At 30.4% G+C, this 25,070-nt stretch carries 24 protein-coding genes, 2 tRNA genes and 1 pseudogene; 6 read left to right on the top strand and 21 right to left on the bottom strand.

The annotated features are described in order from the left end of the window. Positions 1-32 precede the first annotated feature (32 nt). From ACJDU8_RS20675 to ACJDU8_RS20640, 8 genes are all read right to left on the bottom strand, one after another. The gene (locus ACJDU8_RS20675) at positions 33-419 is read right to left on the bottom strand and encodes a NusG domain II-containing protein (RefSeq protein WP_406794071.1); all 387 of its coding nucleotides are present in this window, start codon (positions 417-419) and stop codon (positions 33-35) included. 135 nt (positions 420-554) lie between these two features. After that, complete coding sequence (locus ACJDU8_RS20670; protein WP_406794070.1) at positions 555-722, bottom strand: FeoB-associated Cys-rich membrane protein; 168 nt, start codon at positions 720-722, stop codon at positions 555-557. 71 nt (positions 723-793) lie between these two features. Further along, positions 794-1,669 (bottom strand): methyl-accepting chemotaxis protein, encoded by an 876-nt coding sequence (locus tag ACJDU8_RS20665; protein WP_406794069.1) that lies wholly within the window; start codon positions 1,667-1,669, stop codon positions 794-796. 9 nt (positions 1,670-1,678) lie between these two features. Then, a complete protein-coding gene (locus ACJDU8_RS20660) occupies positions 1,679-1,843 on the bottom strand; it encodes a hypothetical protein (protein ID WP_406794068.1) in 165 nt (54 codons plus the stop codon). A gap of 305 nt (positions 1,844-2,148) precedes the next feature. Next, positions 2,149-2,442: a ferredoxin family protein gene (locus ACJDU8_RS20655; RefSeq protein WP_406794067.1), complete on the bottom strand. Its 294-nt coding sequence runs from the start codon at positions 2,440-2,442 to the stop codon at positions 2,149-2,151. Continuing rightward, positions 2,442-3,737, bottom strand: coding sequence for an FAD-dependent oxidoreductase (locus ACJDU8_RS20650; RefSeq protein ID WP_406794066.1), 1,296 nt, complete (start codon positions 3,735-3,737; stop codon positions 2,442-2,444). Before ACJDU8_RS20650 ends, ACJDU8_RS20655 begins: the two co-directional genes overlap by 1 nt. Beyond that, positions 3,730-5,016, bottom strand: coding sequence for an FAD-binding protein (locus ACJDU8_RS20645; RefSeq protein ID WP_406794065.1), 1,287 nt, complete (start codon positions 5,014-5,016; stop codon positions 3,730-3,732). The genes ACJDU8_RS20650 and ACJDU8_RS20645 overlap by 8 nt, the downstream gene beginning before the upstream one ends. Beyond that, a complete protein-coding gene (locus ACJDU8_RS20640; protein ID WP_406794064.1) occupies positions 5,004-5,813 on the bottom strand; it encodes an electron transfer flavoprotein subunit beta/FixA family protein in 810 nt (269 codons plus the stop codon). The genes ACJDU8_RS20645 and ACJDU8_RS20640 overlap by 13 nt, the downstream gene beginning before the upstream one ends. Before the next feature lie 547 nt (positions 5,814-6,360). Here ACJDU8_RS20640 and ACJDU8_RS20635 point away from each other — a divergent pair. The 4 genes from ACJDU8_RS20635 (at position 6,361) to ubiE (ending at position 10,246) form a co-directional block, all read left to right on the top strand. Then, positions 6,361-7,188 carry a polyprenyl synthetase family protein gene (locus tag ACJDU8_RS20635; protein ID WP_406794063.1) on the top strand — a complete coding sequence of 276 codons (828 nt, stop codon included), beginning with the start codon at positions 6,361-6,363 and terminating at the stop codon, positions 7,186-7,188. 282 nt (positions 7,189-7,470) lie between these two features. Further along, positions 7,471-8,001, top strand: coding sequence for a FixH family protein (locus tag ACJDU8_RS20630; protein ID WP_406794062.1), 531 nt, complete (start codon positions 7,471-7,473; stop codon positions 7,999-8,001). Positions 8,002-8,019: 18 nt separating this feature from the next. Continuing rightward, positions 8,020-9,423: a 4Fe-4S binding protein gene (locus ACJDU8_RS20625; RefSeq protein WP_406794061.1), complete on the top strand. Its 1,404-nt coding sequence runs from the start codon at positions 8,020-8,022 to the stop codon at positions 9,421-9,423. Between the two features lie 115 nt (positions 9,424-9,538). Further along, positions 9,539-10,246 (top strand): bifunctional demethylmenaquinone methyltransferase/2-methoxy-6-polyprenyl-1,4-benzoquinol methylase UbiE, encoded by a 708-nt coding sequence (ubiE, locus tag ACJDU8_RS20620; protein WP_406794059.1) that lies wholly within the window; start codon positions 9,539-9,541, stop codon positions 10,244-10,246. Positions 10,247-10,296: 50 nt separating this feature from the next. Here ubiE and ACJDU8_RS20615 read toward each other — a convergent pair whose 3' ends face one another. The 3 genes from ACJDU8_RS20615 to ACJDU8_RS20605 all read right to left on the bottom strand — a co-directional run bounded on the left by ACJDU8_RS20615 (position 10,297) and on the right by ACJDU8_RS20605 (position 13,873). After that, positions 10,297-11,682: a sensor histidine kinase gene (locus ACJDU8_RS20615; RefSeq protein ID WP_406794058.1), complete on the bottom strand. Its 1,386-nt coding sequence runs from the start codon at positions 11,680-11,682 to the stop codon at positions 10,297-10,299. A 1-nt stretch (position 11,683) separates the two neighbouring features. After that, positions 11,684-12,382 carry a response regulator gene (locus ACJDU8_RS20610; protein WP_406794057.1) on the bottom strand — a complete coding sequence of 233 codons (699 nt, stop codon included), beginning with the start codon at positions 12,380-12,382 and terminating at the stop codon, positions 11,684-11,686. Between the two features lie 585 nt (positions 12,383-12,967). Then, positions 12,968-13,873, bottom strand: coding sequence for a prenyltransferase (locus ACJDU8_RS20605; protein ID WP_406794056.1), 906 nt, complete (start codon positions 13,871-13,873; stop codon positions 12,968-12,970). A gap of 483 nt (positions 13,874-14,356) precedes the next feature. Between ACJDU8_RS20605 and ACJDU8_RS20600 the strand changes: the two genes are divergently transcribed. Together ACJDU8_RS20600 and ACJDU8_RS20595 are read left to right on the top strand one after the other, a co-directional pair. After that, positions 14,357-14,668, top strand: coding sequence for a hypothetical protein (locus ACJDU8_RS20600; RefSeq protein WP_406794055.1), 312 nt, complete (start codon positions 14,357-14,359; stop codon positions 14,666-14,668). Between the two features lie 100 nt (positions 14,669-14,768). Next, positions 14,769-15,002: an SHOCT domain-containing protein gene (locus ACJDU8_RS20595; protein ID WP_406794054.1), complete on the top strand. Its 234-nt coding sequence runs from the start codon at positions 14,769-14,771 to the stop codon at positions 15,000-15,002. Between the two features lie 182 nt (positions 15,003-15,184). Here ACJDU8_RS20595 and ACJDU8_RS20590 read toward each other — a convergent pair whose 3' ends face one another. The 10 genes and pseudogenes from ACJDU8_RS20590 to ACJDU8_RS20550 form a co-directional block, all read right to left on the bottom strand. Then, entirely contained in the window at positions 15,185-16,204 is a 1,020-nt protein-coding gene (locus tag ACJDU8_RS20590; RefSeq protein ID WP_406794053.1) for an FAD-binding protein, read from the bottom strand. Positions 16,205-16,685: 481 nt separating this feature from the next. Next, positions 16,686-16,834, bottom strand: a pseudogene (locus tag ACJDU8_RS25985) (IS30 family transposase); the annotation flags it as partial. Positions 16,835-17,060: 226 nt separating this feature from the next. Beyond that, positions 17,061-17,151: transfer RNA gene (locus ACJDU8_RS20585), tRNA-Ser, on the bottom strand. Positions 17,152-17,176: 25 nt separating this feature from the next. Continuing rightward, positions 17,177-17,267: transfer RNA gene (locus ACJDU8_RS20580), tRNA-Ser, on the bottom strand. A gap of 260 nt (positions 17,268-17,527) precedes the next feature. After that, positions 17,528-18,808, bottom strand: coding sequence for a serine--tRNA ligase (serS, locus tag ACJDU8_RS20575; protein WP_406794052.1), 1,281 nt, complete (start codon positions 18,806-18,808; stop codon positions 17,528-17,530). 361 nt (positions 18,809-19,169) lie between these two features. Further along, entirely contained in the window at positions 19,170-19,532 is a 363-nt protein-coding gene (locus tag ACJDU8_RS20570; RefSeq protein WP_406794051.1) for a DUF1667 domain-containing protein, read from the bottom strand. A gap of 18 nt (positions 19,533-19,550) precedes the next feature. Further along, on the bottom strand, positions 19,551-20,945 hold the full coding sequence (locus ACJDU8_RS20565; RefSeq protein ID WP_406794050.1) for an NAD(P)/FAD-dependent oxidoreductase: 1,395 nt from the start codon (positions 20,943-20,945) through the stop codon (positions 19,551-19,553). A gap of 48 nt (positions 20,946-20,993) precedes the next feature. Beyond that, positions 20,994-23,708 (bottom strand): UPF0182 family protein, encoded by a 2,715-nt coding sequence (locus ACJDU8_RS20560; RefSeq protein WP_406794049.1) that lies wholly within the window; start codon positions 23,706-23,708, stop codon positions 20,994-20,996. A gap of 52 nt (positions 23,709-23,760) precedes the next feature. After that, the gene (locus ACJDU8_RS20555) at positions 23,761-24,276 is read right to left on the bottom strand and encodes a transcription repressor NadR (protein WP_406794048.1); all 516 of its coding nucleotides are present in this window, start codon (positions 24,274-24,276) and stop codon (positions 23,761-23,763) included. A gap of 139 nt (positions 24,277-24,415) precedes the next feature. After that, on the bottom strand, positions 24,416-24,913 hold the full coding sequence (locus ACJDU8_RS20550; RefSeq protein ID WP_406794047.1) for an HD domain-containing protein: 498 nt from the start codon (positions 24,911-24,913) through the stop codon (positions 24,416-24,418). Between the last annotated feature and the right edge of the window lie 157 nt (positions 24,914-25,070).

Genomic DNA, 25,070 nt, shown 5'->3' with positions numbered 1-25,070 from the left:
TGAAAATGGAATGTTTTTAAGTTTATCCAATGCTAGACTTTTCTTCTCACTTTAAGTCTTGGATCCTTGCCTTCTATTTCCACTATGAGTTTATATGGAACACATATTACATTTTGCCCCGGTTCTGATATCCATCCCATTTTCATACCTATTTTTCTGGGACTATCTGAATCAGAGATACGAATTCTGCCTTTTTGTACCTCAATTTTATTGAAATGTAACTTGTCATATTTCACTGTAAATGTATAGGTACTTTTAACTTTATTTAAATCGATAGTTTTTGTTATTTTACCATTTTCTTTTATAACTGCTATTTTATTAAGACCTTTTTCATACTCTTTATATATAAAAGCTCCCACTGTACTTATAACAATTACTATGCTTATAAATATAACAACAATTTTATCTCCTTTTTTCATATACTACCTCATTTATAATAATATATTTGATTTTATTATAACTAATGGTCTTCGCAATAATATTTTTATCTTAAAATCACTGTCTGTATAGGCCGATTATAATTGCAAGATTATATTCAACATCAACCAGCTTCATTATTTTTTTAATTTAGATGAGCAGTTAGATGAACAACTATTACCACAATTGTCAAACATACTATTACTTTCTTTTGCTTTCGAATCTTTTTTACTTTTATGAACAAAGTATGCTACTAATTCTACAATAATAACAATAAAAGTAGTAATCGTAATTTTTTGTATCAAAAAATCATCCCCCTTATAACACCTATTATTAGATAGGTATAATTTATTTTTTATGTTAAACATGAAATAGTTTATATTTTAAATTTATTTACTAGAGTGTTCAGTTCATCTGATAACCCAAATTGTTTTTGTGATGATATTAAAATTTCTTTTATTGCCATGGTTGTGTCGTTTACACTATTTAATATTCCATCAGAATTTGATGCGGATAATTGTGCTGTTTCGGAAATATTTTCTACTGCAAAACTAGCTTGTTGTATAGTAAATAAAATTTCATTTGTACTCTTTGCAATTTCTTCTGACATTGCTTTTATAAATACTGCATCCTTTTCGCACTTTAATGCTGTTTCCAAAAACAATTCATAATCAGGATTTGCATTGTTATCTATAAAAGTTAATATATCTTGTGTATTATTCGAAAGATTATTAAAGGCTTCATTTACTTGTACTATTACATTCTGAATATTTGATACATTTCCTGTAGATTGTTTAGCAAGTTTACGTATTTCTTCAGCAACTACGGCAAAACCTCGTCCCATTTCACCAGCTCTTGCTGATTCGATAGCCGCATTTAAGGCTAATAGATTAGTCTGTGATGCAATATTAGTAATAGAGTCCGCCATAACTTTTACTTCTTCAACAATTTTTCCTTTTTCAATGGCCTTAATAATATTACTTTGTTTTTCTTTATATATTTTTTTAGACATGTCAATTGTCCTTAACCCCTGTTCTTTTATTTTAGCTGCTCGTTCCTGTATTTCTTTTGATGCTAAATCTCCGTCTTTCGCTTTAATTGAAAGCTCCGTTGTATTAGAAGTAATTTCTTCAATTGAGGCATTGACTTCTTCCGTTGTTGTACTTAAATTTTCTGTTCCAGAATATATCTCTTTTGTAGCGATATCAATATTTTGCATTTCTGTTGATATCTCTTTAATGGTAGCTGACAATTCTTTACTTCAATGATCTATATTTTGGGAACCCAAAGTTATTGCAGCTATCAAATTTCTTGTATTTTCAACTGCTTTATTCAGGGCTAACGATAATTTGCCTATCCCATCCTTGATTTTAATATCTATTCTTTTTGTTAAGTCCCCATTACCTAAAGCAATAGCAAAATTCAAAACCTGATTAACTTCTTTTGAATTGGATTATCATCTTTGAATTCTCGCGATATTTTCATATCTTCTTCAGTAAGTGTATTTATCTCATTTATAATTTCATTCCTTTTAGATAAATCTTTGTTTGATTAATTATTGTATTATTACTTTAATTATTTTTTATATTTTTCCATCTTCTAAATCTCGTTGTGGTCAATCTTGGTAAGATGTATAATAAAGTACCCTATAAGGATTTTATGTAGATACAAGTGTAATACTAAAAGGTCTCAGCAAATAAAATTTACCAAAACCTTTTAAAATTCAATATACTATGCCATTCGAAACTGTATACCAAAACCTCCCCGTGGATACCTCCAGTCGATATTACCATGATTGCAGCAAATACGACATGCTCCACATTCAAGACACCCCTCATAACTGACAATAATATGTCCATCTTTCCACTGGTAAACATGAGCTGGACATATATTGGTGCAGATTTTCTCCCTGCAATTTTCACATATCTTAGGGTCCCTAATGGCAAGGTGTGATGTAGTATCAACATTATAGGTATTTAAGAACAATTTATCATCAATATTTATTTTATTTTTAATATCACTCATTATTTCACCGCCCTAAATAGTTTAAATCCATCTTTAGCTAATCCCCATAATGAACTTCCTTTAGTCATCTGTTTAATAATGAGTTTTTGTTTATCTTTTTTAGATACTCCATCTACTGTAAACATCTCACTCATTGCTTTATTAGCTGCAGGTATATAATGATTAAAAAAATGTGGATTTTCTTCAAGCACATGAGAAGCATTTTTGTACTTTTTTAAATCTTTCATAATAAAACTATCTTTAATTAACTTTTGATAATAAGAAAGTGTACGTTCACTAAATTGATCCAGTTCCTTTGCACGTATTATAGTTTCTGCAGCAAAGCGTCCGGATGTCATTCCAAGATTTGAACCTTCTCTATGAATACCATTTACAAACTGGGCAGCATCACCTACCAGTATGACACCATCTCCTACTAATTTAGGTATACTTTTATATCCACCTTCCGGAATTAAATGTGCATAGTACTCGCAGGACTCACCCCCGTCAATTAAAGGCTTTATCATTGGATGATGTTTTATATATTCAAGCAGCTCATAGGGCTTTACTTGTTCATTAGCCATCTGGGAAAGCAAGGCACCACAGCCAATTGATATATGTTCTTTATTAGTATATATAAAAGCTGTACCTACCATTCCTAACGTACCATCACCAAATATTTCTATAGTCGCTCCCATACCCTTATTAAGATTAAAACGTTCTTCAATTTTCTGTGAAGGTATTTTTAATTCTTCCATAACCGCAAGAGCTACTTCATCCTTTCTCCACTCGCCATGAAATCCAAGGCTTTTAGAAAGCAGTGAATTTACTCCATCTGCAAGAACCACTACATCAGCATAAATTTTTCCATCAGGTCTGTCAGTGAAAACACCAACTACCCTATTACTTTCCACTATACATTCTTTTACAACAGTTTCATTGATAATAAGCGCCCCAGCTTCAATACATTTTTTTGCAAACCACTGATCAAATTTTCCTCTAAAAACCGTAAAATTATTATAGGGAGGTTTAGACCATTCCATATCTCTGTAACCAGTTTGTACTGCAGAGTTGCCATCCATCAACCAGAAGCGCTGTTCAACAATAGGCCTTTCTAGTGGAGCTTCTTTCCAAAAATCAGGAATAATTTCATCCATCATGTGACGATATAATACTCCGCCCATTACATTCTTTGCTCCAGGGTACTTTCCCTTTTCAATAACTATAACTTTAAGTCCTGCTTTAGCCATTACATAAGCTGCTGAAAGTCCTGCAACACCTGCTCCTACAACAATAGCATCAAATTTTTCAGACAATATGGCCACCTCCCTTTATACTTACGTTATCAGGTAATGCTTGCTTAAACTCTTGAATTAATTTAGGTAATATTTCAAATGCATCCCCTAAAACGCTGTATGTGGCAAGCTTCATCATAGCACAATCAGGATCTGTATTTATAGCAATTATAGTTTCAGCTCCCTGAATTCCAACAATATGCTGAATTGCACCTGAAATCCCTACTGCAAAATATAATTTGGGAGCCACAGTCTGCCCAGTCTGTCCAACCTGATATTTATAGTCTATCAGCCCCTTCTCTACAGCCCCACGACTTCCTGCTACCACACCTCCACATACCTTTGCAAGTTTCTTTAACAGTCGAAACCCTTGTTCATTTTGCATTCCCCGGCCACCGCTTATAATGATTTTAGCATCCTCCAGTTTCATATCTTCTGCCTGTTCTTTAATAATTCTAAGAACTTTAGTCTTAAGCAACTCCTCTTTAATTTTAAATGTCTCTTTTACAAGGATACCTTCCCTACCCGGATCTGGATCAAGCATTTTCATAACTCTTGGACGTACAGTAGCCATTTCTGGTCGATGATTTTCACATACTATTGTTGCCATAATATTGCCTCCAAAAGCAGGACGGCTAGCAAGAAGTACCCCTTTTTGTAAATCAATATCCAGTGCAGTGCAATCTGCTGTCAGTCCTGTCCTCAAATGAGTGGCTACAGCACCAGCTAAATCCCTGCCTGTAGTAGTTGCCCCCATTAGTAATATTTCTGGTTTATATTTTTCTATCAGATAACCAAAAGCTTTGTAGTAGGTTTCTGCCCTGTAAAAATGAAACACTGAATCATCTATAAGATACACTTTATCAGCTCCATACTCAAAAAGTGTCCCTGATATGGATTCAATCTTATCTCCCAGCAGAATAGCCGATACTTGCACATTCAATTTTGAAGCAAGCTTTTTTGCCTCACCTATAAGTTCAAGGGTAACAGAAGCAAGCTTACCCTCAAGCTGTTCGGCGAAAACCCATACGCCCCCGTTGTATTTATCAAATTTAGTATTTCTATTTAAAAATATCTTATCTTTTTCATTATCAATGTGTATTGTTTTTTGTACACTCTTTTTATTACCTAATATACTTAGTGCAGACACCGGACATACAGAAACACAATTTCCGCATTCATTGCATTTTTCTTTGTTAACTGCTAATTTGCCCTGAGAATCAATTTCCAAAGCATTATTTGAGCAATTTGGAATACAGGATCCGCAACCTATACAAAAATCTGCAATTATAACTGACATTTAATTATTTCCTCCTTTAATTTATCTACCAGTATTTTTACTACTTCCTCTGTACTTCCATGGAGCAGCTCACCACCTGCTCTTTGAGGTGGAGGGAATATGCGGCGAACTGAAGTTGGAGATCCCTTAAGTCCCAATTGAGTCAAATCAGCCTTAAGATAACCAATCCCCCAAATTTTTGATTTATAGCATGCTGCTCTAATCATATTTGGTAATGGTGAAAAACTTAACTGATTAATATTTTTTTCAATAGTAATCAAGCATGGCATTTCAGATTGAACAACCTCATATCCATTATCAATTTTTCTATATATTACAATATTGTTTTTATTGATATTTAAAGATTCTATCTTCTCAACATAAGTTAACTGAGGTATTCCTAAGCGGCTGGCAATTCCAGGACCAACCTGGGCAGTATCACCATCTATAGCTTGTTTACCACAAAATACTATGTCAATTTTTTCTATATCCATTATTCTTTTTATCCCCGTTGCAAGTATATAACTAGTAGACAATGTATCTGAACCTGCAAATGAACGATCTGAAAGAAGGTATCCTTCATCTGCCCCCATCTCTATACATTTTTTAATCACTTCCTGTGCCTGTGGTGGACCCATGGATATAATTGAAACTTTACCTCCAAATTTATTTTTAATTCTAACTGCTTCTTCAACAGCATGAGCATCATATGGATTAATAATAGTAGGTGCACTAGATCTATCTAGGGTATTGGTTTTAGGATCTATTTTAATTTCTGTAGTATCAGGCACTTGTTTCACACAAACTAAAATATGCAAGAATCATCAGCTCCTTATTTTATAATTTAAATCAAGTTATATATTTTTACTTGATATTTATTCAATATTTCCTGTCTTACGGGTATATAATATAAATTTGATGTGAAGATGGTATGAAGATTCAAATAAAATTTTAAAAAACCAGAAAAAATTAAGAAGCAAGGACTTGTCTAGTTTTGCAAAGTAAAAATCTAATTTGATAAAACAATATCAAGTAATTATTATAAAGTTACAGAAAATGTCTTTAAGCTATCAGTATACCTAATATCTATACCTTATTAAGTGTGAAAATTATAATTGAATATTGTTTTCACAGGTGGGGTACAGAAACTTCACATAAAGACTTTTAAACTGCAGAACTAAAAAGTATTTAAGAGTTTTTCAAAAATACATATTGTATAACAAAAGTACTTTTTTTAATTTTTCTCAAATCTTCATACCATCTTCACATCAAATTTATATTATATACACATTGATATAGTCTATTATTAAAACCTTAATTAAAGCTAGTAATTATTAAATATTTTAAATAAAAAAGGTGGTGAAATTGCAATTGAAATTTCAGGAAATGTATATCCCTATAAGTAGAGAAATATCCTCTGTAGAGCAGGAATTAGAAAATATATATAAGAACTTTAAAACAGATTCATTACAAGAGATTTTAAATCATTTTTTTAAAATTCCAGGCAAACGGCTACGTCCTACTTTAGTACTATTATCCTCAAAAATAATTAACGAACAATTACCACTGGAGACTTATCATCAATTAATTCAATTATCTGTTGCTCTTGAATTAATTCACAGTGCAAGTTTAATTCACGATGACATAATTGATGATGACTTCCTGCGGCGTGGACAAAAAACTTTAAATAAAGTATATGGAAGGAAAATAGCAGTACTAGCCGGTGATGTTATTTACTCACATGCCTTCTCTATTGTTACTAATTCATTGCCAAAAGAGTATGGAAGAGAAATAGTTAAATTAGCAGAAAATATGTGTTCTGCAGAAATTCTGCAAGCAAAAAATACTACTTCTACAAAGGAAGTATATTTAGAAATAATTAAAGGTAAAACAGCATTATTCATGGCAATATGCTGCAAGCTGGGGGCTGCTTTAGCTGGAGCCTCAGGTGAAGAAGCTGCATCACTAGAAAACTATGGTTTCAACCTAGGTATGGCCTATCAAATAGTAGATGATTATATAGATGGGGACCAGGATACTGCTCTAAATATAACTCTTGAGGATGCACATAATTTTGCTAAAAATTCACTAGATTCAATTGAAGCATTTAAAAACTCTTTTTATAAAAAAACCTTAATAAATCTAGTAAACTACATCATAAATTTTTCGCGTCCCAGAGTAAGTAATGCTTAAGGTGCTTTGAGATAATTACAAAAATTAAAATATTTTAAACACCTTTGGACATAAAGTGCTCCTTAGGTTCAGATGGAGTTTACTCGTGAGGAATACTTCTCTCCATCTGAATCTTATTAACAGTATTCTTAGTGTCTTTAGCACTTAGAATACGTTATCCTTTAGAGGAAGAACTTATCCAGAGGCGTAGCAGTGCTTATCCTCCAATTTAAAAAAGCTGGGGTGTTAGCAATGGTAGCCTTCGGATAAACAATAAAATTAAATGAAAGAGGAGATTATAAAATGAATCAAAAAATAACTAGAAGTGTAATTTTAACTTTAATTTTCAGCTTAACATTTTCAGCACTTGTATTTGCAAGTAGTGAAGGTAAAGAAATTGATAAACAAGTTGATGGTATAAATGCTTCAATTATGTTTAATAGTGAAAAAGTAAAGACAGGAAATAATGATTTTACAATAATGCTAAAAGATAAAAATAATCAACCAATAAGTAATGCCGCTGTAAAGGTTACAGTTGAAATGGATAAATCAATGAATATGAATATGAACATGGGAGACTCCAAGACAATGGCTACCGAATTAAAAGAAAGCAGTGAAAAAGGTGAATATATGGGAAGTGCCAACTTTACTGATAAAGGCACATGGAATGTACAAACCATGTTTACTGTAAATGGAAAAGATGAAAACACAACCTTTAGTGTTGATGTTGTTAAGCCCGGTCCTAATTGGTTTGTAATTGGAGGTTTTTCAGGAGCAATTGTACTTATTATTGTTATTGTAACTTTAAGAAAGAAAAAAACAAGAAGAGCATAGTTCCAAGGGAGGTGTACTATGTCAAATTATAATAAATATGCAAAAGAAAAAATAGCACATAATGATTCCACAAATGAACAAAGTAATATAAACTTGTTGGATAACCAGACATTTGCTAAATTTATAAAAAGTAAATGGTATCCAGGAATATTTCAGCTGCCAGTGGCATTAGTCTTTGCATTTATTGTATTTGAACTCATTGCTGGTCCAGCAGAAGCACATGACAATTTTGGTACTGCAGGTACATGGGTATTATGGTGGCCTCTATTACCTATAATTTTACTTTTTTTAGGTAGGTTTTGGTGCACAATTTGTCCTTTTGGAACTTTAAATGATGTGGTACAGAAACTTGTTGGAGGTAATAAATCTGTTCCAAAATTCTTAAAAAAATATGGGATATGGATTATTGACGGAATATTTCTTATGATTACCTGGAGCGATCATATTTGGGGTATTGTAGAATCACCCCGGGGTTCTGGAGTTCTTCTTTTGATGATTACAACAGCCGTTGTACTTTCTGGTGCACTTTTTGAAAGAAGAACATGGTGCAGATATTTATGCTTTCTAGGAGGTTTATCTGGTAACTATTCCAGAACAGGTATGCTTGAACTGCGCGGTACTCCAGAAAAATGTTCAAAATGTAATGTTGCAGCTTGCTATAAAGGAGGAAAGTCAGCTCCGGGTTGTCCTATGTTTGAGTTTCCAAGAACTATGGACACCAGTGCTCAATGCAATTTATGCGGACACTGTATAAAAAATTGCCCTAATAATTCAATTAGGATAACCCCACGTGTTCCAACCAAAGAATTATGGTTTGTAAAAAAGCCAAAATTAGAAGTTTCTTTCCTGGCAATTGTAATTATGGGTATTGTATTTGTACAAAATATAACCATGCTTAATATATGGAATGGCATCTTAAAATGGCTGGAAAATGTCACCGGTACAACAAGCTATTATGTAACATTCACTATAACCTTCATTATAGCAATGTTAATACCGATTTTACTACTTGCCTTTATTAGTCTATTAGCAAAAAAATTTAATGGTGCTTCAGTCAAAGATAATTTTACTAAATTTGGATATGCTATTATCCCTTTAGATATGGCCGGGCATATTGCACATAACCTATTTCACTTACTTGCTGAAGGTAAATCAGTTATTTACACAGCAATGGGTGTTTTAGGAATGCAGATTCCTAATTCCTCTACAGCAATACTAGATGATCCAACTATTCAAGCACTTCAATATATATTGATTTTTCTAGGAACTATAGGTTCAATCTATACTGCATATAAAATAGCAAAAAACAGTAAAGATGATAAAAAGCCAATAGGTACCTCTGCTGTTTATACAATATTAATGTTATTCTTAGCAGTTATAAATATAATTTTATTCTCAATGCCTATGGCAATGCGTATGTAATTTGATCTTTATTTGGAGAAGATACAATCTTCTCCAAAATCTATTATGTTTCTATAATAATTGGGATTTAATCATATTTGTTTTACTTCCTATTATGTAAAAGAAGGGATACCTTATGAATAATAACACTAATGTATATAATATTTTCTCATCTATTGCAGATAACTATGATAGGCTTAATACTATATTAACATTAAATATTGACAGCTATTGGAGAAAAAAAGCCATTAGACTATGTAATCTAAATAAAAACGACAAGATATTAGATGTATGCTGCGGAACAGGTAAAATGATAGAATACACCTGCAAAACTGTAGGTAAAAATACAGAAGTTATTGGATTGGATTTTAACAAGAAGATGCTTAGTGTGGCAAATACCAAGCTTAATCAATCCATTGAAGATTACAAATTCAAATTAGTTAAAGGAGATATATTAGACCTTCCCTTTAAGGATTCAAGTTTTGATTGTGTTACTGTTGCTTTTGGTTTAAGAAACGCAAAAAATAAATTAAAAGCTTTATCTGAAATTCATAGGGTTTTGAAATCAAATGGAAGATTGGTTTGTCTTGAACTATCAAATTCATCACTTCCTGTTTTCAATAATATGTATGCAATATATTTTAATTATCTGCTGCCCATTATAGGATATTTAGGTACAGGAGATAAAACTGCCTACTATTATCTTAGGGATTCAGTAAACAGCTTTATGTCAAAATCTGAACTTCAATCTGCTTTCCATCAGGTTGGTTTTATTGATACTGGTTATTTATCCCTTACAGGGGGTATTGCTGCAATTCACTACGGAAATAAGAAATCACCCTAAAAGTGTATGAAAAAAAGGTTACAATATTTTGAGATATTGTAACCTTTTTATTACTTCATAGGTATGAATACTTTAAAAGTTGTCCCCTTATTTAATTCACTTTCAACAGCTATTTCACCTTTATGTGCTTCTACTAAAGATTTAGTTATTGTAAGCCCTATTCCTGCTCCCCCTGTAAGTCTGTTTCGTGATTTGTCGGCCCTGTAAAATCTTTCAAAAATATATGAAAGATCTTCTTTGGGTATTCCCTGTCCATTATCTTGAACTATCAGTTCAAGATACTTATTTTTATTATTAACCTGAATTAAAACTTTACCACCCTGTTTTGTATATTTTAAAGCATTTGAAACTAGATTTATTATTATTTGGCTTATCTTATCTTTATCAGCATAAATAAAGATATCTTTACTATTAAAAATAAGGTCAATTTCCTTACTTGCATATTCATTTTCGAAGTTAAGCATAATATTTTTAACTACTTCACTTATGTTAAACCTAGATTTATTTAATATGAGATTCTCTCCCTCATACTCAGCAAGCTTTTCCAAATCATTTACCATACGATTTATTCTCATTATTTCTCCATGGCAGCTGTTAATTCTATCTTGTGTGGGTTCCCATATTCCATCTAATATGGCTTCCATGTGACTTTGCAGTGTGGTAAGAGGTGTTCTAAGTTCATGAGATACATCTGCAGTAAGCCTTTTTCTTAAATTTTCCTGGTTTTGCAGTGTTTCTGCAAGATTATTTATTGTAGATGTAAGATTATTTATTTCAATAATATTAGAGGTCTCATTACTTCTGGTATTATAATCACCTTTTGATATTTCCTCAGCAGTTTCTATAACACGTGAGATTGGCCTGCTCAAACCTCCTGCCATAATTACACCCAGTATTAAAGCAAAGGATAATGAAATAATTCCCACACTTATCAATATTTTATTTAAAGTACTTAAAAACATCAAATCCCTATCACTATAGTAAAAAGGGCCATAATACCCAATTATGGCAGTACCTATTTTTTCAGAATTTTTCACTAGGGGATACTCATCTTGTTTATAGCTTCCTTTCCAATTTGGATAAAGCTTCATCATATTTTGTGACATATGATCAAGCATTGCTTGACACATACCGTTATTATATGATGTTGCGTTCCAAATTGTTTTGCCTGATAAATCTTTTACAGTAAGTATAATTCCATTTTCAAGTGCATTTATACCAGTACTCTCTATTACATCTTTGTTCCATCCATGGCTGCTGTACAGCTGGACTAGAGAATTTACTATATTCTGACTGGTATGTTCGTGAGTTTGTATAACGTAATTTTTAAATTGTTTCTCTAAGAAAAAGTTTGCCAGTATACTAATTAAAACTACACAAATTAGTGCTACAAGCATATATGAAAAAGACAATTTTCTTCTCAGGCTTTTTTGCATACTATTCACCGCCAAACCTATAACCAACTTTATATACGGTTAAAACGTATTTAGGTTCTCTAGAATTATCTTCAATTTTCTGCCTTAAATTTTTAATATGAGTATCTATAATTCTGTCAAATCCATTGAAATTTTCCTCAAGAGCTAAATTTACTAATTCTTCTCTAGTAAAAGTCTTTTGAGGATATTTTACTAGTGTCATTAATATATTATACTCGCTAGAGGTTAAATTCACAGTTATTCCATTTTTCTTTACTTCATGTTTAGTGGCATCTAATACTAAGTCTCCATTATTGAATGATAAAATATTTGAAAGTGGTACCGCCTCCTCTTCAATTCTTCTTAAGTGTGCCATAACCCTAGCCACCAGCTGTTTCGGGCTAAAAGGCTTAGTTACATAATCATCAGCTCCAATATTAAAACCTTCCAATACAGTCTTTTCATCCACTTTAGCAGTCAACATGATTATTGGAACCCTGGATTTTTTTCTTAACATTTTACATATATCTTCACCAGATATATCTGGCAGCATTAAATCTAATACAATTAATACAGGATTAATCTTTTCAAATAGTTTCACTGCATCAGTGCCATTATAAGCTGCATGGACTTCATATCCCACCTTCTCCAAATATGCTTTTACAACATCTACTATTTTTTGTTCATCATCTACCACAAGAATTTTCTTTGGAGATATCACATTACCACTCCTCTCAAATAATAATTTAATATAATAATTATATTAATCTTTTATGTAGAAATTATGAAGTTAAGCTTTATATAATATCTCACATATTGTTTTTTTAAATTATAAATTTTTATTTTAAATTTTATTTCTCCATAAGATCTATATATATTTTTAGTATTATTAATACAAATAATAAGCTACCTATTGGAGGTAAAAAATATGCGTTACTTAAATCACAACAATCATTTACATGACAGTAGTAAAAATCTTGATGTTAATAATATATACATTACTAATCACAATCATAAAAACTATCATTCAATACTTATGATTGTGTGTTGTCTACTTCCTTTAGTAGGCATTATTGCTATTAACTATTTTAATATTGGGAATAGATATCTAGCTTACTTTTTATTTTTATTATGCCCTTTAAGCCATATGATGATGATGTCTATATCTGAAAAAAAAAGGAAAAACATAAGTAGCAAAATCGCTTTCTTAAAAATCTATTATTTGATACAATTTAACTGCAGTATAGAGTTAACAATTCAACTTTATACTGCAGCTTTAATATAATTGAGTGTACCTATTATGAATTTAAATATAAAAATAATACTTAAACATGATTGATATTAATAATCCAATAATCACTGCTAAGTGATATTTTAATCCAATCTCCCCTATTAGTCCCATTGTTCTGCCTTTTGTGTAAATACTCTTATCGTAGGATAAAAAATTATGAATTGACTTATAAGGAAATAATAAAATAACAGTTGCTACCGCTATAATATGGTAAATACCCATTATCAATAAAATAAATGTTAATACAAGTAACATAATTACATTAAAGACCCAAAGTCTCTCAGAACTCTTGATTCCTATCATTATGGGTAATGTTTTTCTACCAATTTTCCTATCTTCTTCTATGTCACTTAAATTATTAGATAGTAATATGGTGCCAATAAAAGTTGCTGTAGGAACTGCTACTAATACTGTATTTAAATTAAATATACCTGAATGGATATAAATAACTGTTGTTGTTATACCAATACCCATAGTTACTCCAGATACAATTTCACCTATTGGCGTATATGAAATAGGTAGAGGTCCAAAAGCATATAAAATCGAAATAAGACCTCCAATAACAGCAACAAGTAAAATATAATAGCTCGTTTGGCTAGCTATAAAAATGCCAATTATAACAGCAATAAATTCATATATAAATATAATAATTAAAACTTGTTTTAGAGTAATCTCACCACTCACTAGAGCTTTTTCATTTTTCTTCTCTTTACTGTCAGCACCACGTTTATAATCAAAATAATCATTAATCATATTAGTTGCACTTTGAATTAATATCATAGCGACTGCTAATAATATAAGGTAAACAACATTTAACTTTCCAAAAGCGTATTTTGAATAGACTGAACCTAAAATTACAGGAACAATCCCTGCAACAAGAGTTTTAATATCCATAAGTTTTATTATTGTCCGAAAATCCATCTTTCACCTCTGCTCACTTAAGAAACTATATTTATCCATATAAATCTATAATAGCATTTGTAACTGTTAAAAATGCTATTAATTCATTATTTTCATCAAACATTTCCACATTCCAAACCTTTATTTATTTTCTGATTTGAGGCATGAAAAGTAATAGTTCTCCAAAGATGATTCTTTTAGTTCTTTTGCGAATTAAGTATAAAGCAATACTGTGAAGATATTATGAAGATAATCCAAGATATCCAAAGCTTTTATCTTTATGAATATAAACAATTTTAGTTTTCTACACATTCGTATTTATTTCAAGCTTTCTCAATCTTTGACTTAACCGGCCTTATTTTCACAACTGAAAGGCCTAGTAAATAAATTTTAAGGTAAGTTAATAAATCTTCATTTTATCTACATAACTCTGCTATATACTATATACAAATAATAAAAATTAAAAAATTTGACATGTTTTAATATTGAAAAGAGGTGTTTAGTTTGGAATTCTTAGCAAATAACTGGTTCTACTTTTTAATATTTGGAGTAATGATATACATGATGTCCAAAGGAGGAGGATGCTGCAGAGGCGATCATGTGAATCATAAAAATATGAAGAAAGATTATGAAGAACACAGTGCAGGATATGTCGAGAATTCAGTAGATATGGCACGAGATCCTGTGTGTGGTATGTATATGTCTAAAAAGAATGCCATATGCCGAGTAATAAATAGTAGGACATATTATTTTTGCAGTCAGAACTGTGCTGATAGGTTTGAAAGAAAATATGTAATGAAAAAGGAAGTTATGTAGCAAATTTCAATAATTAGTAAAGCAAGTATAGTAAGTTATTTTATTTGTAAGAATAAATAAATATATAGATTGAACAAGAATTTTAGGAGGAGGGATTAATATGATGCATGGATATTGGGGATGGGGAATGATGCCTATGATGATTGTATGTTTTTTACTTATAATCGCTATAGTAGTATTTTTTATGAGATCATTTAATGGTAGAAACGATTACCGACGTGATAGAAAACCAATTGAAATACTGAATGAAAAATTAGTATCCGGTGAAATAAGCGAAGAAGAATATAAAAGAAAAAAGCAAATATTAACTGAAAAACATGACATTGATAAATAGTTATAGACAAACAAAGTCATGATCACTCGTAAATTAGAACATCATAAAATAGGAAGTCTGATATAACACATTTACTGTTTATCGGATTTCCTTGTGCCTTTGTAACATTTAAAATGACTTAATAATGAGGATTAAAAGGAATTGTATTAATTTAAAATCATTCAATAACTTTTCAAAAAATATTATATTGGATTATACATAGCTGGAGATTTTAAATTCTTGATAAATAAATTTAACTTGATATCCTTTACCTTATGCTCATATCTTTCCAAAAATCCATCTATCCCCACTTCAAAGCTCTGAGCTAAATACAAAGAGCTTTTTAATGCATAACTGATCCCTTCCGCAGAACTAGGACTAATAGCTCCTGAAGCTTCTCCCACCAAAGCTATATCATTCCTGCCCACATAAAATTGTGATACCTTCTTAGGCCTATAGATATATGCACCCTCTGTTTTTATTTTGTTATTAAAATTAAAACCTAGCTTCATCAATTTTGTTTTCAATATATCAAACTTTTCTTTGGTATTTTCTCTAGGTCTAAGCGCTGAACCTAATAATAGATGGTTCTCCTTGGGTATTATCCAAGAATAAAAGTCACTTATTTCTTCATCGAAAATTGCTGTAAAATACGGTATATAATCTGAATATTCAAACCATTCCTGAATTGAGATGTACGTTTCAGGAATATTTATATCTTTACTGATACATCTCCTTAACTTCGAAAAAGCACCATCGGCACCGACGATGACTTTTGCCTTTACAGATATCTCTTGCCCATTATGAAGATATCTGATTTCATATCCTCCTGGTATTTTAGCAAAACCCTTAAATAAAGAGTTAAACTTTTTATCTACGCCAGTTGGAAGTATGGAAACCAGCCATCTGTCAAATTTTTCTCTATCCATATTAAAATAGAATCGCTGATACAGCCTTTCTAGGTTATTAGTTAAATCGATAGTTCTTACAGCGAAAAGTTGCGGATTAACCAAAACATCTTTCGGTATTCCTAAACCCAACATTGCAATTATCCTCTGAGCATCAGGCGCCAGTAATCCTCCGCAACATTTATTTGTAGGTCTTTGAGGGTTTTCATTTTCGAATTTCCGTTTATCTATCAATAAAACCTTATATTTATCTCCGATTAATCGTGCAAGTTTAGCTCCTGCGGGTCCTGATCCTACAATAACAATATCATACATAAATCCACCTCGTTAAAATTAACTCAAAAAACTCACTTACTAAATTTTCGATAAGTGAATTGCACCTTAATATTTATCGTATGTAAATAAATATATAATGATTTTCATAATAATTTTATTGTATTGTAGTAACTCCTTCCATTTCTTTTACTCAATAGCAAAACGAGATGCAACTTTGTAAAACCAAATGCAATATTTGTAATCAACAACTGAATATTTGTAAACGAAATGTAGTTTTTGCACTCGAAAAGCCAGCTTTATAAATGAAATGCAGTTTTTGTAACCAAAATGCAGTTTGATTTTCCTACTTTTTTGCTGTATCATAATAAAAAACTGCAAGCCAAAGGGAGGTCGATTCCCTCTCGATTTTTCTGTAATCAGAGAATCCACCGCTGTTTAGGTTTTATATGAATTGCTGGCGGCGCGATTTTATCATTTTATTTTTTGAGAAGAGCTGGCTTTAACATGATGTCGCTGGCTGCAAGTAGTTATAAATAGCTTCCTCACTACACATAAGTTCACCTCCATGCGTAACATATATCTGATGAACACCAGTAGGGTAATAATAACATTTAGTCTTGCTATTATACACGGACCGCTTCTTGATTCTGATATTACTTCTGAAGGTTTCTATTAACTAAGCGTAAGACTTTGGCCTTTTTGGGGTAATTTCCCCAACCTCATCTTGTGATGCACCTTGGTAGAGGAACCTCCTCCAGTAAGACATATTTGCACAGTCATTAGAGCAAAAAAGCCGCCCATTAAGGCGATGAGTTTTTCCATATAGAATGAAAAAAAGCCCAGTATTACTGGACTTTTTGTGCGTCAACACTATATCAATATTGACGCTCTTTTATGGCGGAGAAAGAGGGATTTGAACCCTCGCACCGGTCACCCGATCTACGCCCTTAGCAGGGGCGCCTCTTCAGCCACTTGAGTATTTCTCCATGCCCTACCATTTAAATATATTAATGGCGGAAAGAAAGGGATTCGAACCCTTGGTACGGTCACCCGTACGCCGGTTTTCAAGACCGGTGCCTTAAACCAACTCGACCATCTTTCCAAAACCAATATCAACATGTATTATTATAACAACAGTATATGTATATGTCAACATTTTTTTATTCCTATCTTTATCCCTAATTCAGAGTAACTTCATATTAAAAACATAAACTTAAATTTGGAAAGCATTTTTAATTTATGTAATATTTATACAAACATTCTATATCTTAATTTATTTATATATGTAACATAAAATTTATTTTTAACACAAAATTACCCTGACTTTTAAATAAATATCTAAAAATAAATATCACACTAGAACTATTTTATTACTTCTCTTCCTCTCATGTATGGTCTTAATACTTCTGGAATTATTACACTTCCATCATCCTGTTGATAATTTTCTAAAATAGCCGCAACTGTCCTTCCTATTGCCACTCCTGAACCATTTAGTGTGTGAACATACTTCGGCTTATCCTTTGGAGTTTCTTTATATTTGATATTAACACGTCTTGCTTGAAAATCCTCAAAATTACTACAACTTGATATTTCTACATATCTATTATAACTTGGCATCCAAACCTCTATATCATACTTTAGTGCCGCTGTAAATCCTAAATCTCCTTTGCATATTTTAACTACTCTATATGGGATCTTTAGCCCTTTAAGTACATCTTCTGCATCATTGGTTAGTTTCTCAAGTTCATCATAGGATTGTTCAGGTTTTGCAAATTTTACAAGTTCAACTTTATTAAATTGATGTTGTCTTATAATTCCTCTAGTATCTCTTCCTGCTGAACCAGCTTCAGCTCTAAAACATGCACTATATGAAACATGTTTTATGGGCAGATTTTCTCCTTTTAACACTTCATTTCTATAAAAATTAGTTACTGGTACTTCTGCAGTTGGAATTAGGAAAAAATCATTATTTGCTACCCTAAATGCATCTTCCTCAAATTTTGGAAGTTGTCCTGTACCAGTCATACTAGTTCTATTTACCATATAGGGTGGTAATATTTCTTCATATCCATGTTTTTCAGTATGAAAATCCAAATAATAAGATATTATAGCTCTTTCAAGTTTTGCTCCTAACCCCCTGTAAAAAGTAAATCTAGAACCTGCTACTTTCCCGCCTCTTTCAAAATCAAGTATATTAAGATCTGTACCTATATCCCAATGAGCTTTAGGTTGAAATTTAAATTTAGTAGGTTCCAGCCATCGTCTAATTTCAACATTATCTTCATCAAGTTTTCCCTCTGGAACTGCCGGATTTGGAATATTGGGTATCCTAAGCATTATATATTCTATTTTATCATTTATCTCTGATAGCTGAATATCATATTGCTTTATATTATCTGAAACCTGCTTCATTTCTAGAACTAAAGCATCAGCATTTCCCCCAACCCTTTTTATCTTAGCTATTTCTGCTGAATCCTGATTTCTCTTATTTTTTAAAGCTTCTACCTCTACTAAAATTTTTCTTCTTTTCTCATCTAAAGCTACTACCTCGTCAATACTTGACAGTTCAAAATCTTCTCCCCTATTTGAAAGTTGCTTTTTTATTTCTTCTGGATTATTTCTTATTCTTTTTAAATCCAACATAATTTAATCCTCCTTAGTTTATCTATAACTTCTATACAAAACAAAGGGAGCCTTATATATCCCAAGGGACCAAAGACTCCGTGCTTACACCCTAATTAATCAATAATCAATTGATGATTATATTTAAGATTATAACGATATTACAACTTATTAATATTTCAAAGGCAAATTAACAATATCATTATATCAACTTACACCAAAACACTGACTCTCTTTAATAATTATATAAAGCTAATGCTATTCATCCGCTAATTATATTTTTAGATTGTATAAAATCAATCTAATATCCACATATAACTACATATCCATCATTTATTATAACCAATATGTAGAAAATAATAAAGTAAAAACTAAAAATTTATTACTTTGTTTTATCAATACTTTTAGTACAAATTATATCAACTTTTGTATTTAAAACATTTTTGCAAACTATATCTCCTGTCTTTATAGGTGCCCCCACATGTATTCTACTTAAAACTTTTGAACATTCTACCCATAAGCTTTTATCTAATGGCTTAGAGCTTTTTACCGGAACTACGTTACAATTAGCACCTTTTATTCTAACAACAGTAGTAAATATATCATATTTGTTATCTACTTGTAGTTTCGTGCAGTATTCTTTTTTAGTATACACATTATTAGCAAGTTTTAAGTCATTCTTATCCATCTCTACATTAATGGTACATTTTTTATTACATTCATTGCAAATAATCCCTTCAACCAATCTCTAATTCCCCCTAAACTATATTTCATTAAACTCTTTTATTCTACCTAGTATAATATTAGAATTTTTGGAATCTCTAATTATATCTGTCATATCCTTATTTATCTCCCTAGCTAAAATTGATGCAACTTTGCATAGACATTGAGATCCTTTACAATTTCCAAAAGTAGCACTTGTCCTCCGTTTTATTCCCTCTATAGTACGAGCTCCTAATGGTCTCCTTATAGCATCTATAATTTCACCCTCTGTTACCTTCTTGCAATAACATACCATTTTACCATATTTTTTATTTAACTTAATTATATTTTGTCTGTCCTCATTTGAAAGATCTCTAAATTTATAAAATTCTCTCCTTTTATCTATAAAGTCCTTTTTTAAAACACAGTTTAGATTACTCACTATAGTTTCACATACTATATTAGTAATTGCTGGAGTCATAGTGACCTGTCCATAATGCTTTCCCAATATCTTAATATAACCTTCATCAATTAAGCTATCATCTATAATCAAAAAATCATTATAAATAGTAGAATCATAGAAGGGTATAATATTTTTCTCAGATACATCTTTTATAAAATATTTAATTTTTTTCAATCCTTCTTCATTACTTATTTTTTTATTATTCTTTAGCACTATTAATAATCCATTTTCTTTAGTTGGAATAGTATATATTTTATCATCATTTTCTCCAATAATAGAAATTATATTTTTATAAGCTTTAGATGAATTTTCTTCTAAAAGGAAATATTTTAAATGTTTCCTTTTTTTATCTGGTTTATTTTCCTTATCTATACTATAACTTTCTCCTGGAGTTGTATTTACAACCATATTACAGGTAAATTTGTTTTTGTTAGTTATTACTCTAAATCCTTTAGATATATTTTTTATATCTAGAACTTCCTCCCCTAATTTAAAATTAACTCCATTATCGAAAGCAATTTCCCCATAGGAAATTGCTAAATCATATGGAGATATAACTGCTGTATTTTTGGAATAAATAGCTTTCGTTGTATTTTTATTTAAACTTGGCTCTAGATTGCATATATCTTTGGAATTAGTTAATAAGTATATATTTTCTATCCCCCTATTTAATGCCGTATCATACATCTTAACTAATTTTTCTTCACTCTTTTTACTATCCGCCAGTAATAAATATCCCTTTTTTTTAAAGTATATATTAAATTTAGATGCTAGCTCTGGCATAATTTTATTCCCCATGAGTTCCAGTTTAGCCAATAAAGTATCTTCACATTCTAGTCCATCATAGACTATAGAAGAATCTATTAAGGCTACATCATCTGCTATATCATAATCTTTTTCAATCAACGCTATATTTAAATTATATTTTGAAAGTTCATATGAAACTGCACAACCTACTATTCCACCACCTAATATAAGTACATCATAATCCATATTAAATCTTCCCTTCAAAAGAAACAAAATTATTTAATTTCATATTTTTTATTTTTGTAATGAATCTATTATTTCACCAAGTTTTTTAATGCTCTCTCCGTACTTTGCCCAATCACCATTTTTCTGAGCATCCAATGCCTGTTGATATAGACTCTTTGCCTCTTCTAGCTTTTCTGCATTAATATCAGAAGACGGTGTTTTTATTTCAGAATCACTAGGATTTTGTTCTTGAGAATTTTGCTTATAATTAAATATCTGCTGTAATGCATCATCTATATCTTGAGCTAATATCATTTTATCACTATAAGATACTATGACTCTTTTCATTTCCGGTATACCATCTTTTCCGCTAGCTCTTAAGTACATAGGCTCTATATAAACAAGAGATTGATTTATTGGGACTATTATAGTATCACCAAATTGAACTTGCGAGCCATCCTTATTCCAGAGGGATAATTGACTAGATATAGTAGTATCTTGATTCAATTTTTGTTTGAATAAATACGGACTATATACAGTTTTTTCTGGAGGAAACTTATAGAGAATCATTTTCCCATAATTTTCACCATCCATCCTAGCTCCAAATAGAGCTACCATATTATCTTTATCTCTCATATTAAAATACTGTAACAATATCATTTCTTCCTTCTTTGCACCTGGAGGTCTCATAACCATATACGAAGGTTCCATTGAATATTTTTCACCACTAACTTGTTTTTGGTTCTTGGCTACTTCCCATAAATCTTCACCACTATAGAATACTCCAGGATCTGTTACGTGATATTTTCCGAGCACACTGCATTGAATATTAAATAAATCCTTTGGATACTTAAGATGTTGAACCATATCAGATGGCAATTTACTTATATCCTTAAATAAATCCGGAAATATTTTTGCATAACTTTCAACTATAGGGTCATTCTTATCTATAATATAAAAATTTACATCTCCATTTTCAGCATCTACCGTAACTTTTACAGAATTTCTTATATAATTTAAACCATTTTGTGGCTGTGAGAAAGGATATCTATCTGAAACAGTATATCCATCTAATATCCAATAAAGTTTACCTCCACTTACAACTATATAAGGATCTGAATCATAATTTAAAAAAGGTGCTATTTTACTGACTCTGTCTTTTATATTTCTGTTTATCAATATTTTACTTTCTTTTAGTGTATCTCGAGATAACAGAAAATTTATGTCTTTTTGATTTATTGCAAATAATAATTTATTAACAAACCCCAATTTTATTCCAGCAGTACCGTTATAGTTATTAGTAGCATTTTCACTGCCTTTTGGATAATCAAATTCCTTTAGTTTAGTATCAACTATTGCATAGTCATCACTTTTTTCACCAAAATATATTCTTGGATCATTAAACTTTATATCTGTAGAATTTTGAGGTGGCATATCCTTTATAACAAAATCAGGTTGCCCTTCTGAAGTTACAGAATTAACTTTATTCATTACTACACCATAGCCATGAGTATATATAAGATGTCTATTTTGCCATGTATTGGGATCTATTGCCTTACTATTTATTTCTCTAGTACCTACAAATACTTGATTAAATTTTCCATTTATATTATATCTATCTACATCAATGTTATTGAATTTATAATAATATCTTATAATTTGAACTTGATTGTAAAATTCCAAAGTAGGATCAAAAGAATTTATTCTTATATTATTTATGGTATCTATATTATTATTTATATCCTCTGCAGTTAAATTATCTTTAACTTGAAAAGGGGTAGCAGCAATATTTTCAATATTAAATGCCTTACGGGTATAATCTATATTATATTTTATATAGGGTTGTTCCAATGTCTTCTGATTAGATTTTACAATAAAATTTTGAACTACAGTAGAAGATATACTTTCAATTAAAATCAAAGCTGCTATTACAGTTATTGACAATATAATAGGCTTAAATCTACTTACAAGTACACTTATAAATATAACTATGGCTGCAACGGTAGAGGCCACTACAATAATTTTGTAAAATAACAAACTTACATGAGCATCAGTATAACCGGCACCAAACGTTACACCTTTTTGGCTATATACAAGTCCAATACACCTCAAAATATATCCTATTGATACACATAACATTATAAGTGCAGCTAAAACCGCTAACTGTCTCCCTGCAAATCTTGTTAATCCACTATTTAAAATATTTATTTTACCAAAGCCTTTTTGGGAATTTTTTTGGGTCACTTTATCTTTAACACTTAATATGAAATAAGTAAATAGAGTTATTAATGCTAAAAAAATTATTAAACTTAAAACTACACTATGTAAAGACTGTATAAGTGGTAACTTAAATATATAAAAAGATACATCTAAATTTAAAATTGGATCTTTAACATTAAAGGGTACTGAGTTATTGAACTGTAAAATTCTATACCAATAAGTTGCTGCAAATACATAAGAAAATAAAAATGATATGATGAAATCTACAATAAAAAATATCTTTTTTTCATTTTTAACTTTATTATTATTTACTTCAAAAACCTTCTTATACTTTATAATGCTTAATCTTAAACTCCTATAATAAAGTCCAATGCCTATAAAACTTATCACAAATAAAGGTATCATAAGCTTACATATAGCTATAAGTTTTGTAAAATACACTGTCAGATATCCCACTTCTTTGTACCATTCTATATTAATTATAAAACTTACAATCCTATTTAAAAATAGAATGCATATAATTAGAATTACTATTAAGATACCTGATGCCATCTTCTTTTTCATGAACAATCACCTCTTTTTTATAAATATAATTAATATAACTTCGTAATTTAGTTCAATCAGATATTATATAATTTCTATGTTTTAATTCACTCTTTATATTTTCAAGTATATCATAACTTTCTGCAACTATAGTATGTAAGTGAACTCCACCAGTTAATATAAGTAAAGGTTCTGCCTTATGCTCTTTGACCTTATTCATAAAATTTTCCACATCATATAAAGTTTTTATCATGAGCATAGCTTTTATTTCGCCATAAATGGAATGTTCCACGATTACATCTTGAACCTTACCTCCAAATTTAACTATGGATTTAAGTTCATCTTCTATTTCACTAGTTCTATGAGAAACTGCTATTACCTGCTTTACTAAGTTTTTTTCTGATTTTGGAATCAAATATCCTTCTGGAGTTGCTATTATATCTTTACCTTCAGCCCTTAAAATTGCAATGTCTTTAACTATTACTTGCCTAGTAACACCTAGCTTTTCTGACAAAATATGGCCTTTTTGAGGCTCATCATTTTTTTCAAGAATTTCTTCAATGTATAATCTTCTTTGTTTTGAATTCATTATAACCTCCAATAACATACTTTAAAGTATTCATAAGTATTTCACTTATATATTAACATTATATAATAAAAACTGAAATACTTTCATATATTACAGTAATTTCTTTTATATAGAGATACCTATTAAAATATCTTATACTTTAATTCTTCTCATCATAAGATCTAAGTATTCTTAATTCTAAATTATCACATATCCTATTATTGTGGTGATTCTCTACCAAGTAAAGTAATTTTTTATCACACCCTATTTTTTCTAATAGTTCTCTTCCAATCTTTCCATGATTATAATAGACATTTATTTTCTTATTTTTAAAAAATCTTTTTATTTTGCCTTTAGATATCTTATTTAATAGTACAATAACAGATTTATCTATTATATTTAGCTCTTTATATATTTTTCCTATATCATGCAAAAGGGCTGCTCTTACTAATAAGTTTATGTCAATCTTATGATTATCTTTACAAAAAAACTGTATATCATACGCTACTTTTACAGAATGTTTTTGTTCTTGTATAGATAATTTATTAAATAAATTTAATTCTTCTATATTTAAAATACTTTCTATAAATCTAATATCATCTCCATTGATTTCAGACATAATAGCCCAGTAAAATTGCTTTATTCTATAAAATATCAATTTTTATCTCCTTCCCAATAATACATAAAATAAATTTAATATTTTGTGAAGAAAAAAAGAACTACATTATAATGTAGTTCTTTTTGGTGGAGATAAAGAGATTCGAACTCTTGACCCTCTGCGTGCAAGGCAGATGCTCTCCCAGCTGAGCTATACC

Source organism: Candidatus Clostridium eludens (genome assembly GCF_045310515.1).
GTDB lineage: Bacteria > Bacillota > Clostridia > Clostridiales > Clostridiaceae > Clostridium_B > Clostridium_B eludens.
The sequence above is the reverse complement of the archived record's forward strand: the minus strand, read 5'-3'. Positions and strand labels throughout refer to the sequence as shown.